Source organism: Streptomyces sp. NPDC046805, from assembly GCF_040645355.1.
Lineage (GTDB): Bacteria > Actinomycetota > Actinomycetes > Streptomycetales > Streptomycetaceae > Streptomyces.
In genome coordinates this window covers 88421-107054 of the sequence record NZ_JBEYYC010000023.1, presented here as the reverse complement: position 1 = coordinate 107054, position 18634 = coordinate 88421, and the positions used below count along the sequence as shown (strand labels likewise).

4 protein-coding genes are annotated in these 18634 nt (G+C 72.7%); 1 reads left to right on the top strand and 3 read right to left on the bottom strand.

The window, feature by feature from the left end; genetic code table 11:
- Positions 1-21 precede the first annotated feature (21 nt).
- From ABZ910_RS24105 to ABZ910_RS24095, 3 genes are all read right to left on the bottom strand, one after another.
- Entirely contained in the window at positions 22-14052 is a 14031-nt protein-coding gene (locus ABZ910_RS24105) for an SDR family NAD(P)-dependent oxidoreductase (RefSeq protein ID WP_361368684.1), read from the bottom strand.
- Between the two features lie 235 nt (positions 14053-14287).
- Positions 14288-16075: a fatty acyl-AMP ligase gene (locus ABZ910_RS24100; protein WP_361368682.1), complete on the bottom strand. Its 1788-nt coding sequence runs from the start codon at positions 16073-16075 to the stop codon at positions 14288-14290.
- Positions 16076-16383: 308 nt separating this feature from the next.
- Positions 16384-16743 (bottom strand): hypothetical protein, encoded by a 360-nt coding sequence (locus ABZ910_RS24095; RefSeq protein ID WP_361368681.1) that lies wholly within the window; start codon positions 16741-16743, stop codon positions 16384-16386.
- A gap of 454 nt (positions 16744-17197) precedes the next feature.
- Here ABZ910_RS24095 and ABZ910_RS24090 point away from each other — a divergent pair, with 454 nt between their 5' ends.
- On the top strand, positions 17198-18622 hold the full coding sequence (locus tag ABZ910_RS24090) for a SpoIIE family protein phosphatase (RefSeq protein WP_361368679.1): 1425 nt from the start codon (positions 17198-17200) through the stop codon (positions 18620-18622).
- Positions 18623-18634: the final 12 nt, after the last annotated feature.

Sequence of the window (18634 nt, the reverse complement as noted above, 5' to 3'; positions counted from 1 at the left end):
TCCGTCGGTTGCTGCCTGTCCTCACTGCTCCCAGGATCGGAAGGCCCGTAGCTGCCGCGGTGTGACCACGGCCTCCAACCGTTCGTCGTCCTGGTCGCCACCCCCGAGCGCGGCCAGCAACCGTCGGGCGGGCACGTTGCGCGGAGTGCGCTCCGCCGTCAGCCGCACCTTCACGCAGCCCCGTTCGTCGGCACGGTCGGCGAGCCACCCCAACAGGACTTCCTCGACGCCCCGGCCGAGCGCCCGGCAGCTCATCGCCCAGGCCAGTACGTCGAGTCGGTCGCCGTCGGCGCGCATCGCGAGCACCGCGATCTGGCCGTAGTCCCCGAACCGGTCCCGGGCCGCGGCCGTCCACACCTCGCCCCGCTCCCGCCACCGGCCCAGGTCGGCACCGTCGGCGGAGCGAGCGTGCAGGGAGAACTGGTTGGTCCGGCGCACGAGTTGCTCGGCCCGCCGCACGTCGTCGTCGCCGTCCAAGGGGTGCAGGTCGACCTCCAGGTCCAACTGGGCCAGGAACTCCTCGAATCCGCCCAGGCCCTGCTCCCGAACGGCGTCCCGCTCCCGCTCCTGCTCGTAGAACCGTGCACGCAACGCGTCCTCCGCGGTCGCCGCCATCGGGACCAGTGGCCACAACCGGCTGAGGAACTCGGCGAGTTCGACCTCGGGCGGGCAAGTCACGGACAGCACCTGCGGCAGCGCCGACCGCATCCGGGCGATCTCGGCGCGGTTGTCGTCGAGGAACAGGAAGCTGTCCACACCGAGGTCGAGCGTGCGCGCCGCGTCCGCGAGGCGCTCGGGCTTCGGTCCCCAGGCGGCGGAGAGCACACTGAAGTGCTCGGGCTTGAGCAGGCTGTCGGGGCGGTCCAGCACAGCCCGGACCGTGGCCTCGTCGTTGTTGCTGACGAGCATCAGCAGCGCCCCCGCCTCCCGCCACTGCAACAGCCTGCGCGCGAACAGGGCGCGCGATCCGGCCAGTTCCACCGCCTCCGGTCCGGTCTCGCCGGCCACGCCGCCCCAGAGGGTCTCGTCGCCGTCGACGGCGATCACCTTGGGCGCGGGGCGCCGTACCGCCCGTACGACCTCGGCGAGATTCAGGGCCACGGCCGCCTGGAAGTGCGGGGTGAAGGGCAGGTGGGCCAGCCGGTCGGTCCGTTCGTCGAAGCGGTCGTCGACGGTGTGGTGCCGGGTCCAGTCGTCGGGGCCGAGCACCGCGATGCCGGGCTGTTCGGCCAGCTCGGCGGCGATGCCCTGCTCCCATCGGAGGAAGCGGTCCTCGTCCCGGCCGGTCGGCAGGAAGCCGACGACGAGTGGTGTGCGGGTGCGCTCGGCCAGGGCCTTCAGGGCGGCCGGGTAGGCGCCGCGCAACTCGGCGAGCAGCGCGTCGTCCACCGGGCCGAAGCGCTCCAGGTCCGCCGCCCGCAGCAGCACCACGCCCACCGCCGTGGCCGGGTCGGCGAAGACCCCGGCCGGATCCTTGAGGCTCGCGAACACCTGGTGGTACGGCGCCTCCGCCACGGTCGGGCCGTCCGCCTCGGCGAATGCCGCCTCGCACATCAGTGGAAGGTCGCCGAGGGCGAAGGTGGCGGCGAGGGCGACGACCGGCGAAGCAGCGGCGGGAGCGGCAGATGTCGAAGGCCCCTTCGCGGATGCAGGCACGAGCGCGGACGCAGGCGTGCGCACGGGCACGCTCGCATCCTCGGTGGTCTCCGCGAGCAGCCGCAGGAATTCCTCCCCCAGCTCGGTCGCGGTCGCCGCGTCGAGGATGTCCAGGTTGTGGTCGAGCCTGACCGTGCCCGCGTCCGGGGTCATCGTGACCATCAGGTCGAGGTCCGTGTGACCGGTGCCGGCGGGCAGTATCTCCATCTTGGTCAACTGACCAGCGAAGCGAACGAAGTTGAAGTACACCTCGACGAGTGGCGCGTTCGTCCGGTACAGCCCCTCATGGGCGAGCGTGGCCAGGACGTCGGAGAACACGGCTCCCTTCGCCAGGACCTTCTCCAGGCGACGGTCGGTCCGCCGCAGCACCTCCTCGACCGGCTCGCCCGCCGCGGCCTCGGCCGGGAAGGGCACCGGTATGCCGAAGAAGCCCACCGCGCCGTACGCGTCGGCGTGGATACGGGTGTCCACGGGCACGGCGAGCACGAACCGCTCGCGCTCCCGCTTCCGGGCCAGTAGTACGGTCAGGGTGCCGAGGCAGTAGGCGGCGGCCGTGACGCCGAGGCCGCTCGCGGCAGCCGAGATCCGTTCCATGAGGCCGTCGCGCATCGTCACGGTCACGCTGCCGGACCGGTACGAGCGGGTCTCCGGGCGCGGCCGGGCGAGCGTCAGGTCGAGTCGCTCGCTGCCCCGGAAGGTCTCGCGCCATTCGGCGCCCGGGCCGTCGCCGCCTTCCTGGGCCTCGATCAGGAGGTCGATGTCCCGGTTGGTGACGGTGTCGGCGAGCGGGGTGCCGGACAGTTCCGCGTCGATCTCGGCGGCCACGAGGAGCAGCGACTGGAGATCGCTCACCGCGTGATGTGCGCCGAACACCAGGAACTGGCCATGGGGGCCGCCGTCGACGAGCTCGAACCGCCAGAGCGGGGTGCCGGCCAGATCGAAGGGTGGTTCCAGCAGGCGGCGCAGCCGGTCGGCGGGGTCATGGTCCGGGTTCGACTGCGGTTTCGCGTCGGTCACCGCGGTCCACCGCAGCAGCGGCCGCGTCAACTCCCGGTCCACGCGAAGCTGTCGTACCCCTTCCTCGCCCGTGACGACGGCCGTACGCAGCGCCGCGTGCCGCCGTGCGAGCCGGTCGAGGATGCCGGCGAGGGTCTCGCGGGTGGTCGGCTCGGTGAGACGTACGGCGAGACCGACGCCGTGTGCGGCGGGCGGCATGTCCGGCCGGGCGCTGCGCAGCAGTCGTACGACGTCCCGGGTGGCGGGCCGTAGTTCGGTCACGGGCACACCCGCCTCCGCTGTGCGGTCGGCGTCCGACCACTGCCGGAGGCGGGTCTCCCGCCCGGGCAGCGCCGCGTCCAACACCCGGGCGAGAGCGCGGATGTCGGCCGCCGAGAACACGTCGGCGGTGGGGAGGTCGACGCCCAGTTCGCTGGCGAAGGCGTTGCGCAGGCGCACCAACATCAGGGAGTCAAGGCCGAGTTCCTTGAGGGCGGTGGTGGCGAACACGTCCACGGCACCGCCGGCCACCTCGCCGACACGGGACCGTACGTACGTCTCCAGCCATTCGGCACGGTCCCGTTCGCTCGTCGCCGCGAACACCTTCTGCACGAGGTCGTCCGGGTCCGCGCTGCCCGCCGGGACGGTGACGAGGCCGGCCAGGAGGGGGCGACCGCGCACCACGTCCGGGTCCAGGGCCAGCATGTCCCAGTCCAGGGCGAGAGGCGCGAGTTGACGGCGTGACGTTCCCAGCACCCGCTCGAACAGTTCGCCGCCGTCCTGCGGGGAGAAGGCGATCAGGCCGGACCGGCCGGTCTCGGCGGCGCGGGTGTCGGACCCGGCGACCATGCCGACGCCGGCCCAGGCTCCCCAGTCCAGGCTCAGCGCCCTCCGCTCGGCCAGGGACAGGTGGTGTGCCCAGGCGTCGAGGAACGCGTTGCCCGCGGAGTAAGGACTCTGTCCGGCCGAGCCGAGCAGACCGGCCGCCGAGGCGAACAGGACCAGGTTCCCTGCCTCCGGGACGAGTTCGGTGAGCAGGGCGGTGCCCAGGACCTTGGGGGCGAGGACCCGAAGGACACGCTCGTCGGTCAGATTCGCCACGGTCGCGTCGTCGAGTACGCCTGCCGCGTGTACGACCATGGCGATCGGCCCGGCCTCGCGTCGTACGGCATCCAGGGCGGCCGCGAGACCGGCGCGGTCGGCGACGTCGGCGCGGGCGACGTGCACGCTGACGCCGCGCCGCTCCAGGCCGGCGATCCAGGCGGCGGTGTCCGCGTCGGGCCCACGTCGGCTCATCAGCGCGAGCCGGCGGGCGCCGCGACGGACCAGCCGCTCGGCGACGACGCGTCCGAGGCCGCCCAGTCCACCGGTGACGAGGCACACGCCGTCGGAGTCCGGCCGCACGCCGCCGTCGGCGGTCGGGGTCTCACTGCCATCGCGGGCCCCAGCGTCATCGCGGGCGCCGGCGTCGTCGAAGCTGGTGCGGGTCAGGCGGGGGACCAGGCGGCCCTGCTCGCGCAGCGCGACGAGCCGTTCGTCGTCCGCGTGCCACAGCTCTGCCCACAGTGCGTCGGCTCCGCCCGTCGACGGCAGGTCGATCAGGGTGGTCGCGAACTCCGGGTACTCCTGGGCCACCGCGAGTCCGAAACCCCAGCCGAGCGCCTGCTGGGGGTGTGTCACCTGTGTGCTGCCTCCGGCGGCCTGGCTGCCGCGGACGACCACGAACAGGCGGGGGGCGCGGCCCCGCGCGCGGTCGGCGAGGGCCCGTACCAGGTGCAGAGTGCTCAGACAGCACAGCCGGGCCGCCTCCTCGGCGCTGCGGGCATCGTGGACGCGCGGGGCGTCGAGCGCGGACAGCTGGACCACCCGCTCGGGCGGCCCGTCGGCGAAGGCCTCGTCCAGCAGACGGGCCAGCTGTTCGGGATCGGCCGGATCCAGGACGTACCGGCCGGGCCCGTCATTGCCGAACTCCGCTCCCCTGCGCGCGATAACGTGCGACGCCAAGTCACCTAGTTTCGCTGTCAGTTCGTCAGCCGTACCGTCCTCGTCGGCGAGGACGAGCCAGGTGCCCTCGGCTGGCGGCTCCTGCGGCTCGGGGCGAGGCTGCCAGCACGTCTCGAACAGCGCGCCGTCCAGCGGCGACAGCGCGGCGAGCCGGAACTCACGTACTTCCAGGAGGAGTTGCTCGTCCTCGTCCCACAGTCGCAGGTCCACGGTCGCGGTGTCGCCGTCCGCGGATCGGAGTGCGCACGTCACCCACGCGGGCGTGGTGCGGCGCCCGGTGAACCGCAACTGGCCGGCCCCGGCGGGCACGAACGCCCGCCCCCGTGGGGCGTTTCCGGGCAGTGCGGCCGCGTGGAAGGCGGCGTCCAGCACGGCGGGGTGCAGAAGGTGACCGGCGGCGGGCCTGGCGGCGAGTCGGGCGAGTGCCGTGGAATCGGTGCGGTGCCCCTCCGTCAGGCCTCGGAAGGAGGGGCCGTAGTCGATACCGAGGGCCGCGAGTCCGGCGTACACCGACGCTAGGTCGACCCGCTCCGCGCAGCGCTCCCGCAGCGCGCCGAGGCCCTCGCCCGCGTCGTCCTCCGTGCCCTCGGGGTGCGGTGAGGTGACGGCGACCCGGCCGGTGGCATGCCGCTCCCAGCGTTCACCGGCTGCGGCGGCGGAGACGGTGAACGGCCGGAACCCGTCGTCCTCGGCGGGCCGCAGGACCAGTTGCAGCCGTACGGGCCGGCCTTCGGCCAGACGCAGGGGCCGCACGAAGCTCACGTCGGACAGCCGTACCACTCCGCCTTCCGTCCGTGCCGACGCGGCCTCGAGCGCCATGCCGAGGAAGGCGGCGCCGGGCAGCCACACCTCGCCGGTGACCAGGTGGTCGGCCAGATAGGCGAAGCGGTTGTCGCGGAGGTCGATCTCGGTCTGGAAGATGTCCCGCCCGGGCTCGTCGCTGGCCTCGACGTGCGTGCCGAGGAGCGGTGAGCCGCCGGTGGGGGTGGCCCGGACGGGGGCGAGCCAGTGGCGTTCACGGGCGAAGGCGTACGTCGGCAGGTCGAGCCGACGGCCGCGCGGGAACAGCGTCGACCAGTCGGGGGTGTGCCCGGACGCGTACAACTCCCCCAGCCTGTCCAGGAGTACATCATGGCCGTCCCGCCCCCGGAGCAGCGAACCGACGCCGACCGCGTCGAGGCCGGCCTCGGTGGCCACCGACTCGATGGACGAGGTGAGGGACGGGTGCGGGCTGAGCTCGACGAAGTAGCGGTACCCGTCGTCCAGCAACCGCCGGACCGTGTCCGCGAAGCGCACGGGCTGCCTGAGGTTGGCGAACCAGTACGCGGCGTCGAGCCGTTCCCCTGGCACCGGTGCGGCCAGCACCGACGAGTAGAACGGGGTCGAGGAGCGCGTGCCCCGGATGCCGGAGAAGCGGTCGAGCACGTCGTCGCGCAACGGCTCCATCAACGGGGTGTGGGAGGCGAACGGGGTCGACAGCACAAGGGCGGGAATCTCGCGTTCGGCGAGGTGCTGCCGCAGCTCGACCAGGGAGTCGACGTCGCCCGAAACGGCCGTGGTGCGGGCGCTGTTGACGGCCGCGACGTACAGCCGTCCCGCATACGGTTCGAGCAGCTCCTCGACGTCCACGTGCGGCAGTTCCACGGCCAGCATGCCGCCGCGCCCGACCAGGGGTACGACCGCCCGGGCGCGCCCGGTCACCACGGTCACCGCCTCGTCCAGGGTGAGGGCGCCCGCGCTGTAGGCGGCGGCGATCTCCCCGAGGCTGTGCCCGACGACCGCGTCCGGGGTGACACCGAGCTCCCTCCAGGCCGCGGCCAGCGATGCGTTGACCGCGAACAGCACCGGCTGGAGGTACTCCGTGCGGTCGAGCGGGGAGAACTCCTCCGGCGCGCGCAGCACGTTGAGCACCGACCAGCCGACGTGTCGCCGTACGGCCTCGTCGATGCGCGTCAGCTCCGCCCGGAACGCCGCAGACCGGGACATCAACTCCACTCCCATCCCCGCCCATTGGCCACCATGTCCGGCGTACACGAAAGCCACCTTGCCGGTCTGCTCCCCGCGAGGCGGCGTGACGGGCTTGCGCCCGCTCGCCAACGCCTGGAGGGAGGAGAGCACTTCGTGCCGGTCGGCGGCGACGACCGGCGTGCGCCACTCGAAGTGGCTGCGATGGTGGGCCAGCGTGTGGGCGACGTCCGGGAGCGAGGTGTCCGCGGTGACGTACCGGGCCAGTCGTGCGGCCTGTGCGCGCAGCGCGGTCTCGCTACGTCCGGAGAGGACGAACAGTCGTTCCACCGGGGGCAGTTCACCAGTCGGCTGGGCCTCCTTCGGCGGGGGTGGGGCCTCTTCGACGATCACATGAGCGTTGGTTCCGCTGATCCCGAAGGCGCTCACCCCGGCACGCCTGATCCGCTGCCCCGTCGGCGGCCAGTCCACGGCATCGCGCAGCAGCCGTAGCCCGCTGTCGTCCCACTCGACGTGCCGGCTGGGCGTGTCGGCGTGCAGGGTGCGCGGCAGAGTCCGATGGCGCAAGGACTGCACGACCTTGATGAGTCCGGCCACGCCCGAAGCCGCCTGCGCATGCCCGATGTTGGATTTGAGCGAACCCAGGTGGAGCGGGCGGTCCTGCGGACGTGAGTCGCCGAAGACCGCGGCAAGGGCGTTCGCCTCGATCGGGTCGCCCAGCATGGTTCCGGTGCCGTGGGCCTCCACGTGGTCGATGTCGGCGGGCTCCAGCCCGGACAGCGCCAGAGCCCGCCGGATCACCTGCTGCTGAGCCGGGCCGTTGGGCGCGGACAGCCCCTGGCTGCGGCCGTCCTGGTTGACGGCCGTGCCGCGCAACACGGCGAGGATCTCGTCGCCGTCGCGCCGGGCGTCGGCCAGCCGCTTGAGGACGAGCAGGCCTGCACCCTCGGCCCAGATCGCGCCGTCGGCGTCGTCGGAGAAGGAGCGGCAGCGGCCGGTCGGGGACAGCCCGCGCAGGCGGCTGAACTCCACGAACGTCTGCGGCGTCACCATCAGCGTCACCCCGCCGGCGAGCGCGAGGTCACACTCGCCGGTCCGCAGTGCCTGCGCCGCGAGGTGGGTGGCCACCAGCGAGGAAGAGCAGGCCGTGTCCACGGTCATGGCCGGTCCGTGCAGCCCCAGCGCGTACGCGAGCCGGCCCGAGGCCACGCTCAGCGCGGAGCCCGTGCCGACATGGCCGTCGAGCTGGTCGAGCCGGGAGCCGGCCAGGTAGTCGCTGCCGAACATGCCGACGTACACGCCGGTGGTGCTGCCGGCCAGCCGCCCCGGCACGATCCCGGCCCGCTCCAGCGCCTCCCACGCCATCTCCAGGAGGAGGCGCTGCTGCGGGTCCATGGCCGCGGCCTCCTGCGGGGTGATGCGGAAGAAGCCCGCGTCGAAGGACCCGATGTCGTCCAGGAAGCCGCCTTCACGGGCGTACGACTTGCCGAGAGCGTCCGGGTCGGGGTCGTACAGCGACTCCACGTCCCACCGTCCCGACGGGAACGGGCCCACCGCGTCCCGCCCCTCTGCGACCAGCCGCCACAGCTCCTCAGGGCCGGTCACTCCGCCGGGCAGGCGGCACGCCATGGCGACGATGGCGATCGGCTCGCCGGATGCGAGTGGGGACACGGGTGTGGAGTCGGCTGTTGTGGTGCGAGGCAGTTCGGCGGTGCGGACGTCCCGTGGCAGGGCGTGGGTGAGCAGGTGGTCGGTCAGGCGGTCCGCGGTGGGGTGGTCGAACAGGAGGGTGGCCGGGAGGCGGGCTCCGATGCGGGCGGCGAGGCGGTTGCGGAGCTCGACCGCGGTCACCGAGTCCATGCCGAGGTCGCGCAGCGGCTGGTCGGGGCGGACGGACTCGGCCGAGCGCAGCCCCAGGACGTGAGACGTCTCGTCGCGGACGAGGCCGAGGACACGTGCGGCGCGCTCGGCTTCGGGCAGCCGGGCCAGGCGGGCGGCCAAGCCGTCGCGGGAGTCCTGGGCGGCGTGGCGGGGCAGGGGCAGCAGGGAGCGCCAAAGCGCGGTCCGCGCGGCCGTGTTGTCGCGCAGGCGGGACATGTCGAGTGCCCAGGCGACGACGTGCGGGGCGTTCCGGCGCACGGCTCGTTCGACCAGGTCACGGCCTTGGTCGGCGGTGAGGGCGCGATGGCCGAGGCGGGCCATGCGGCCGAGGTCCGCGTGTGCGGCGGCGAGGCCGTCGCCCTCCCATGCGCCGAACGACACGGAGATGCCCGGCAGACCCAAGGCATCCCGGTGATGGGCCAGTTGATCCAGAAAGGCGTTCGCGGCCGCGTAGTTTCCCTGGCCCGTGTTGCCGACGACACCGGCGGCCGACGAGACCAGCAGGAACAAGTCGAGCGGAGCGTCGGCGGTGAGCCGGTGCAGATGGGCGGCGCCGTCGACCTTGGGACGCAGCACCCGCGCCATCCGCTCGGGCGTCAGCTCGGCCACCACTCCGTCGTCCAGCACCCCGGCGCAGTGCACGACGCCACGCAGCGGCAACTCCTCGCCGACACCGGCGAGTACGTCGGCCAGAGCATCGGTGTCAGCGACATCGCAGGCGGCCACTTCAACTGCCGTTCCCAACCTGGCCAGTTCAGCGGTTACGTCGGCGGTGCGCGGGTCGGCGGGGCCTCGACGTGACGTGAGGAGAAGGCGCGGGACGCCGTGTTCGGCCAGCAGGCGGGCGATGTTCCGGCCGACGGCGCCGAGTCCGCCCGTGACCAGCACGGTGCCGTCGGTGGGAATCGGCGTGGGGGCGTCGGTCGGGTCGAGGACCATCGGGTGGTCGGACGCGCCCCTGGTCCGCTTCCGAGCGTCCTCCACGGCACGCGCCCGCACCAGTCGTGGGGCAAGCAACACGCCGTCACGTAGGGCCAGTTCGGGCTCGTCCATGCGACCCACCGCTGCGGACAGGACACCCGAGGGGTCGGAGTCGTCGAGGTCGAGCAGGGTGAGTCCGAGATCCGGGTGCTCGGAGCGGGCGCTGCGAGCCAGGCCCCACAGCACGGACTGGGCGACGCCGGGTACCCGATCGCCGTCGACGGCCGCGACCGCCCCGTAGGTCACCCAGACGGTCCGGGTCGGCTTTTCGCGCTCCGACAGGGCGATCAGCGTGTGCAGCTCGGCGAGTGCGGTGACCGCCAACTCATGGGCCACGGCCTCTGGTTCGGGATCCGGCACCGTCCGCGGCCAGAACCGTACGACGACGTCCGCGCCCGTCTCCCGTACCGCCAGGCCACGCAGAGCGGCGGTGACGTGCGGGCAGGGTGAGCCTGTCCGGTCAGTCCCGTCAGTCCCGTCAGTCCCGTCAGTCCCGTCAGTCCGGTCGTCGACCACAGCCCACGTGGTCTCCGTCGCGGCCGCCCGCCCCTCAGGCGCCTCGGTCCACGCGACCTCGTACAGATGCCGCCCGTTCCCCGAGCCGCCGTCGAGGTCGTCGGCCCGGGCGGCCCGGAGACGTACGCCTTCCAGGCGTCCCGCCGGGAATCCGTCGGTGTCCCACAGCGTGACGTCCAGCGTGAGGTCCGTAGCGGAGCCACCCGTGCGCCGTACGGACGCGGTCAGCTCGGTCGCGCCGTCGGGCGGCAGGACACAGCGGCCCACGGCGACCGGCAGCAGCACCCTGCCCTCGTCGCCGGTGCCGAAGGCCGCGGCCACGTGCAGCGCGGCGTCCAGCAGCGCCGGGTGGACCGGATAGGGGTCGTCCACGTCACGGGCCACGGCCGGCAGCGACAGCCGGGCCAGCATTTCGCCGTCGCCATCGCCGTCGCTGGTCGCGACCGCCTTCCGTACGCCGCGGAAGGCGGGGCCGTAATCGAGACCACGCTCGGTGAGACGGTCGTAGGTCTGCGGGTTCCAGACCTCGTCGGCGTGCTCCGGCCACACGGGGGGCTGCCCTGCGCCCATGGTTGTGAGAGCGACGGACGGAGTGGCTGTGGCGGTGGCGTGCAGGGTCCAGTCGGTGACGTCCTGGCCGCGCGGGCGGCTGTGCACGGTGATCTCCGGTTCGGTACCGGCGGTGACCACCTCCACGGACACCTCGACCGTGCCGGACGCCGGCAGCACGAGGGGGCTGAGCAGAAGCAGATCGGTGACGTCGGCCGGGTCGTCCGGGCGAGCCACGGCGAGCGCGGCACGGCACAGCTCCAGCAGCGTGGTGCCGGACACCACGGCCCGGCCGAACACGGCGTGATCGGGCAACCAGTCGGCGGTCGCCGGAGACCACTCGTTGCGGAAGGTCCAGCGCGCCTCGTCCGCCGACTGGAGCTGGATGCCGAGGAGTGGATGTGCGGCACGGTCGAACAGGCCGCCTCCGACCGCGGCTTGGGACTCGGGCTCCCGCCAGTGCCGCCGCGCGTCCCAGGCGTAGGTCGGCAGATCGGCCGGTGCGGTGTCAGGGACGATGCGACGCCAGTCGATCTGCCGTCCGTGAACGTGGAGTTCGGCGGCCGATCGGTCCAGGCGCGCGCGGCCGTCCTCGTCGCGGTGCAGCGAGCCGACGGCGAGCAGGTCGTGGTGCGTGTCCTCGCCGACGGTGCGCACGGCCGTGAGGAGGGAGGGGTGGGGGCTGAGTTCGACGAAGTGACGGAAGCCGTCGGCCGCCATGCGGGCCACGGTGGGCGCGAAGCGGACCGGTGCGCGGAGGTTGGTGTACCAGTAGTCGGCGCCCAGTTCGCCGGTGACGGGCTCGCCGGTGACGGTGGAGTACCAGGCGACGGACGGCGGGCAGGTGGTGACTCCGTCGAGTTCGTCGAGGATCGTCGCGCGGACGGGTTCCACCTGCGCGCTGTGGGAGGCGTAGTCGACTCCGAGGTGACGGACGAAGACCCCACGCGCTTCGAGGTCGGCCGACAGCGCCCGCAGCGGCTCCACATCACCGGCGATCACCGTGGAGCGGCCGCTGTTCACGGCGGCGACGCAGAGCCGCCCGCCGTCGAGGCCCTCCAACGCGGCCTCGACCTCGGTGTGGGGCAGAGCGACGACGGCCATGGCGCCGGTGCCGGACAGCTCGGTCAGGGCGCGGCTGCGCAGGACGACCACGGCCGCCGCATCGCTCAGGCCGAGCGCCCCGGCGACGCAGGCGGCGGCGACCTCACCCTGACTGTGTCCGATCACGGCGTCAGGCCTGACGCCCCGGGCCCGCCATACGGCGGCCAGCGACACCATGACGGCGAACAGCACCGGCTGGACGACATCGACGCGCTCCAGGCCCGGGGAACCCACGTCGCCGCGCAGCACTGACGCCACCGACCACCCGGTGAACGGGCGCAGGGCGACGTCGCAGCGGTCGAGCTCGTCGGCGAACACCCGGTCGCTGTCGAGGAGTTCACGGGCCATACCGGCCCACTGGGCACCCTGGCCGGGGAAGACGAACGCCACTTTGCCCGTGGGAGCGATCTGCTGGGGGCCGATGGTGAGGTCGGGATCGGGGATCCCCTCGGCGAGTGCGCGAAGGGCGCCGAGCAGGTCGTCGCGGTGACCGGCCTGGAGCACGGCTCGCTCGTCGAAGTGGGTACGGCGACGGGCGAGCGTCGCGGCGACAGCGGGCAGGGGCAACTCGGGCCGTGCTTCGAGGTGTTCGAGGAGGCGGGCGGCCTGTCGCCGGAGGGCGGGGCGGCTGCGGGCAGACAGCGGGAAGAGGCCGTGGGGCTCTGTCGTGCCGGGCCGGTGGAGACCGGAAGCGCCTGCGATCCGCGCCGGGTTGAGGCCGGTGCCCTCCTCGCCGCTCCCCCGATCCTCGCAGCTCCCCCGAGCCGGTTCCTCCGTCGGTGCCTCCTCGAGGACCACATGCGCATTGGTCCCGCTGATCCCGAACGCGCTCACGCCGGCCCGCCGCACCCGCTCGGCGCTCCGTGGCCATGCCTGGGCGCGGGCCTGCACGCGCAGGCCGCTGCCCGCCCAGTCGATGTGTTCCGTGAGGTGCTCGGCGTGCAGTGACGCGGGTATGCGCTCGCGCCCGAGGGCCAGCACCGTCTTGATGAGGCCACCGATGCCCGCCGCGGCCTGCGTGTGGCCGATGTTGGACTTCAGGGAGCCGACGCCGAGCGGCCGGTCGGCCTGTCGGCCGGGCCCGAACACGTCGGCCAGCGCGCGGGCCTCGATCGGATCGCCGAGAGGGGTGCCCGTGCCGTGCGCCTCGACGTAGTCGAGGTCGTCCGGTGTCAGCCCCGCGGCGTCCAGGGCCGCGCGCACCACCCGTTGCTGAGCCGGGCCGCTGGGAGCGCTGAGGCCCTGGCTGCGGCCGTCCTGGTTGATCGCCGAGCCCTTGACGACGGCGAGGATCCGATCGCCGTCGCGCCGTGCGTCGCTCAGGCGCTTGAGCAGGAGGAGGCCGCATCCCTCGGCCCAGACGACACCGTCCGCGTCGGCCGAGAAGGGACTGCAGCGCCCGGACGGGGACAGCGCGCGCAGTCGGCTGAACTCGACGTGCCCGCGCGGCGTCACGAGCAGGGACGCGCCTCCCGCCAACGCGAGGTCGCACTCGCCGCTCGCCAGCGCCCGCGCCGCCAGATGCAACGCGACGAGCGAGGACGAGCATGCGGTGTCGACGGTCACCGCCGGGCCGTGCAGGCCGAGGGTGTACGCGATGCGCCCGGAGGCAACGCTGGACGCCGAACCGGTGCCGACATGCCCGTCGAGCTGGCCGAGCGGGGCCGAGGCCAGGTATCCGCTGTCGTACAGGCCGATGTAGACGCCCGTGGAGCTGCCGTGCAACGTCCTCGGGACGATTCCGGCGCGCTCGAACGTCTCCCATGCGGTGTGCAGCAGGAGCCGCTGCTGCGGGTCCATGGCCGCGGCCTCGCGCGGGGAGATCCCGAAGAAGGGGGCGTCGAAGCGGTCGATGCCGTCGAGGAAGCCGCCGCGCAGGGTGTAGGACTTGCCCGTCGCGTCGGGATCGGGATCGTGGAGCCCGTCGACTGCCCAACGGCCCGCGGGAACCTCGGAGATGACGTCCTGGCCCGCGTCCAGCAGCCGCCACAGTGCGTCGGGGGTGTCGGCACCGCCGGGAAACCGACAGGCCATGGAGACGATCGCCACGCCGTCGCCCGTCTCCTGCACGACCGCCCGTTCCGGTGTCGGATGCGGCAACGCCGGTGCGGTGGCAGGCCGTTGGACCGCCAGGGCCGCCTCGGCAATCGCCGCGATCGTAGGGTGGTCGAAGAGCAGGGCCGGTTCCAGGGCCACGCCGGTCCGCTCGGAGAGTTGGGCACCCAGCGCCACCAACTGGCGTGATCCGATGCCGTATTCGGCGATCGGCCGCTCCTCGTCGACGGCCGCCACCTCGACCCCGGCCGCGTCGGCGACGGCAGCCGCCAGCCAGGCCCGTAAGCCCTCGGAGGTCGTCGGGGACGGCTCGTGGGACTGCTTCGGGGACTCGTTCGCAGGCATGTGGGGAGGTGTCCTCGGGAACTCGGGCTGAGTCGGATGCGGTACGGCCGCTCGCGGTACCGCGGCGAAGGCGACGCGCACGGGAGGGGTGACCTCGGCACGACGGACGGGCGGCGGGGCAACGGTCGTACGGCGCGGGCATGGGACAACGGCCGTACGGCGCAAAGGCCTGTGGAAGTGAGCTACGGCCGGCCGTGAGCCGCCGACGCGCAGGTGTGCGTCGAGGGAGAGCGGGTCATCCGGATGCGGATGCGCCGGTCACGGCGAGGGGCGCGAGGGCGACGAGGGTGCCGTCGAGGTACGCCGCCCGGGTGGCGCGGCGCTGGATCTTCCCGCTGGAGGTCTTGGGGATGGTGCCGGAGTGGACCAGCACGACGTCACGGACTGCCAGGCCGTGCGCCTCACCGATCATGGCGCGGATCAGATCGATGATCTTCTCGGACTCGCCCCCGCTCTCCGCGGCCACCTCGGCGACGACGACAGGCTGTTCGCCCCCGACGCCACCGTGCCCCACGTCGCGCACGTCACCGTCCGCTCCGTCCGCTCCGCCGTTCACCGCGAACGCGGCGGTGCAGCCGGGCCGCAGTGCCGGATGGGACAGCTCGGCCGAGAGCTCCAGGTCCTGCGGGTAGTGGTTGCGACCGTCGATGACGATCAGGTCCTTCAGGCGACCGGTGACGAAGAGCTCGCCGCCGCGCAAGAATCCGAGGTCACCGGTGCGCAGGAAGCGGCTGTCGTGGCCGGGGAGGGTGGCGCGGAAGGTCTCGCGGGTGGCGAGGGCGTTGCGCCAGTAGCCCTTGGCCACGCTCGCGCCCGCGACCCAGATCTCCCCGACCTCACCCTCGGACAGCTCCTCCTGCCGCTCGGGGTCGGCGATGACGACGGTCAATCCGGTGGCGGGCCTGCCGCAGCTGACGGCCGCCGCGTCCGACTCGCCCGCGTGCGGAGTGTCCTCGGCGGCCGCCAGCAGGGTCGGCGGGGTGCCCACCGAGCCGCCGGTGACCATCAGGGTGGCCTCGGCCAGGCCGTAGCAGGGGTAGAGGGCCGCGCGGCGGAAGCCGGCCTCCCCGAAGGTCTCCGCGAAGCGCCGCAGGGTGGCGGGGCGTACCGGTTCGGCGCCGTTGAAGGCGACCTTCCAGCTGCTCAGGTCGAGTCGGTCGAGCAGTTCCGGGGTGGCGTGCCTCAGACACAGCTCGTACGCGAAGTTGGGGCCGCCGCTGGTGTGCGGGCGGTAGCGGCTGACGGCGGTCGGCCAGCGCGCGGGCCGCTCGAGGAAGTGCAGCGGCGAGAACAGGGTGGCGGTGGCACCGAGATGGAGCGTGTTGAGGGTCGGGCCGATGAGGCCCATGTCGTGGTACGCGGGCAGCCAGCTGACGAACATCTCGTGGTCGTGCTCCGCGATCGCGTCCGGGGTGTGGCCCAGCCGCTCCGTGATGATCCGCTGGTTGTCCAGCAGGTTCCCGTGGGTCACCATCACGCCGCGCGGGGCGGACGTGGAGCCGGAGGTGTACTGGAGGAAGGCGATCGAGTCGGCGGTCAGGTCGGGTTCACGCCAGGCGGAGGCCGCCTCGTCGGGGATGTCCTCGGTGGCGACACGGGCGATCCCGTCCAGTCCGGGCAGGTGCTCCGCGACGGCGTCCAGGGCGGCGATCTCCTCGCGGCCGCCCAGGATCACCTGTGCGTCCGCGTCGGCGATCAGGCGCTGCATCCGGGTCAGGGCGCGGTGGTTCCGCGCCCGGCCCTGCGGCGGCACACCCGGTACGGCGACGACTCCGGCCGACAGACAGCCCAGGTAGCCGCAGACGAACTCGAGGCCGGGCGGATAGAGCAGCACGGCGCGCGACCCGGCCGGTCCACGCTCCTGCAGCCAGGCGGCGACGGCCCGGGACCGCTCGGCGAGACGCCCGTACGTGAGGTTCCGCACCTCTCCGTCACTGTCGCCCGTGACGAGGTAGCGGTAGGCAGTGCGGCCAGGATGGTGCGCGGCGTGCTCGGTCAGTAAATCAACCAGGGAACGTGCCATGGGTCGAGTCTCACCTGTCTGCATGGGTGGACGAGAAACCGGAGTTCGAGGGCAGCGTCGCGCGCCTGCACGGAAGCCGTGACCGACCCGGCCCCCTTGCCGGGTCGTTCGCCTCGATCCCCCGTCATGGAAGGCGTCGTCATGGACGTCGCCGGTCGGGCGACGACTGCCGGTGCCCCCCGCTCTCCGTTTGCTACCGGCAAGTAGCACCATAGCAAGTCCCCCTTGATCGATACGTCGAACACGTCGAACACATGTAAATGCCGTGGATGTCATAGGGGGTTGATGAAGCCGGCAGCCCAACACGCCTACGCAGGAAGTCGGATGACCCGTACGACGCTCTCCGGGTCGGACGCGGAGAGGGTGACGCGCGCGAAGGTCGCTGACGGCTTCAGGTCGACCACCACCACGGGCCCGTGTTCACGCACGGCGACGAAGTCCCGCCCGCCGGGATGCCGCCACTCCCCCACGCAGAAGCGGTCGGGAAGCCATCGGGCGGACCGCGGCAGCCCGCGCAGCCCGCGCCACCAGTCGGGCTCGACCCTCACCTCGCGTACGGCCGACAGCGGCACGCGTACCTCGCGCCGCCGCGCAAGGAACCGCTCCGCCCAGCCCAGACGCACGACCAGGTCTCCCCCGTCGACGTCCAGCCGGGCCAACGCAACCACCTCCTCCCGCGACCACCTCCTCCCACGACGCGTGCCGATTCTCACCCGCCGGGGTGGCACGAGCGAGCGAGGCCTCGGCCCCGTTAGCCCGGATACCGCATCCCCGGCATCGCCCCGCCCCTGTACGCCACCGAACCATCGCCGGCTCGCCGGCGGCTCCAGGGCCGCCCTACGCCGATCGTCAACGCCTCGAACGAATGTGCATCGAACGCCCGACTGGGGGCCACTCCGAGCACCCCGCCAGTCGGTCAACTCGCGTACGCGGCCTACGACTTACCCCATCCGCCGCATACCGCATTCGTGCCCCGCAACCACGCCTTGAAGACTCTGGCATATGCCAAAAGCACCACCGTATCGTGTGTTGCCAAATCCCTTACAGGGCGTCGCCCGCTGTGCAACAGTCGTAACGGCCCCCCGTCCTCCTTGACCGAACCGTCCCCCATCGGAGTGCGACATGCCGTCCCATCTCTCTGCGGACCGCCCCTCCGCTCAGCCGCCGGGGCGCGGCTCGGTCGAGGCGCTCATATCGCAGACGCGGCGGCTCAGGGGCGACGTGGATGCCGTACGGCGGGACTCCAGGAGCGAAGGTTCGGGCCCGCGGGAGCGCTGGCAGCGTGCGCTGTACGACCTGGCGCTGCACCAACTAAACGACCTGGCCGCTCACTTGGCTCAGCTGCGCGACGGTCCGCCGAGCGTGCCGTCCGCACCGCAGGAGCCGGCGCCCCAGTCCACGGACAGCACGCTGCTGAGCCGGGTCGGCAGTGCAGAGTGGAATCTGCTGACGGACGCGGCCAGTTGGTCCGAGGAGCTCTACCAGATCCTCGGGCGTTCCCCGGCCACGCCCGCGCTCACCCTCGACGAACTGCCCTCCCTGGTCGACGAGGAGGACCGTCCGACGCTCACGGCGATGGTGACGGAGTGCCTCGTCGACGCCAAGCCGATCGACGGGGAGTTCCGCATCCTGTGGCCCGACGGCTCCGTACGGACCGTGCACATGATGGGCGAGCCCGTGCTCGACGCCGACGGCAGCACCGCGTCGATGTGGGCCGTGCTGCGGGACGTGAGCGACCTGCGCCGCAGCCAGCGGACGGTGCGCGAGACCCATGACTCGCTGCAGCGTCATCGGCAGCGGACCCGGACCGGGCACCGGTTCGCGGCGCAGCCGGCCGGCCCCGAACACCAAGGGCACCAAGGGGCGCGTTCCCTGGACCTCGCCGCCCGTCACCTGACCGCGGTGACGACCGCGCCGATCGGTGGCGGCTGGTACGACGCGCTCGAACTGCCCGACGGTGACATGCTGCTGAGCGTCGGCAGCCTCACCGGACACGACACCGCTGTCACGTCGGGTACGACGATGCTGCTGGGCGCCCTGCGCGGCATGGCGATGGCGGGCACCGGGCCCGGGCAGTTGCTGGCGTGGCTCAACCAGTTACTGGACACCCTCGCGCAACCGCCCCTGGAGACCGGCGTCGAGGCCACCGTGCAGCCGGTCCTGGGCAGCGCCCTCTGCTGCCGTTACCGGCCGGCGACCCACACCCTGGTGTGGGCGCATGTAGGACACCCCGCCCCGCTGCTGTTCCGCGACGGGACGGGGCACCTGCTGGACGCACCGGACGGCGTCCTGCTCGGCACGGCCTCGGGAGCCGCCTACGGTCAGGCCGAAGTGACTCTCGAGCCCGGCGACTTGCTCATGCTGCACACCGAAGGGCTGGCGCCCGGCCATGACGGTGCGGACGGCGTGCACCGTCTCCTCGGCCTGGCCCCGCGCTTCGACGCGACGCGTCCCGCACAGGACTGCATGCGGACGGTGGTGGAGGAGCTCAGCGGGATCGCTCGCGAGGACGACGCCTGCGTGCTCGTCGCCAAGGTGAGCCGGTAGGCGCAGTCTTCA

Coding starts and splice junctions, on each gene's coding strand:
- ABZ910_RS24100 (WP_361368682.1), bottom strand. CDS start 16,075: ATGGCACGTTCCCTGGTTGATTTACTGACCGAGCACGCCGCGCACCAT.
- ABZ910_RS24105 (WP_361368684.1), bottom strand. CDS start 14,052: ATGCCTGCGAACGAGTCCCCGAAGCAGTCCCACGAGCCGTCCCCGACG.
- ABZ910_RS24090 (WP_361368679.1), top strand. CDS start 17,198: ATGCCGTCCCATCTCTCTGCGGACCGCCCCTCCGCTCAGCCGCCGGGG.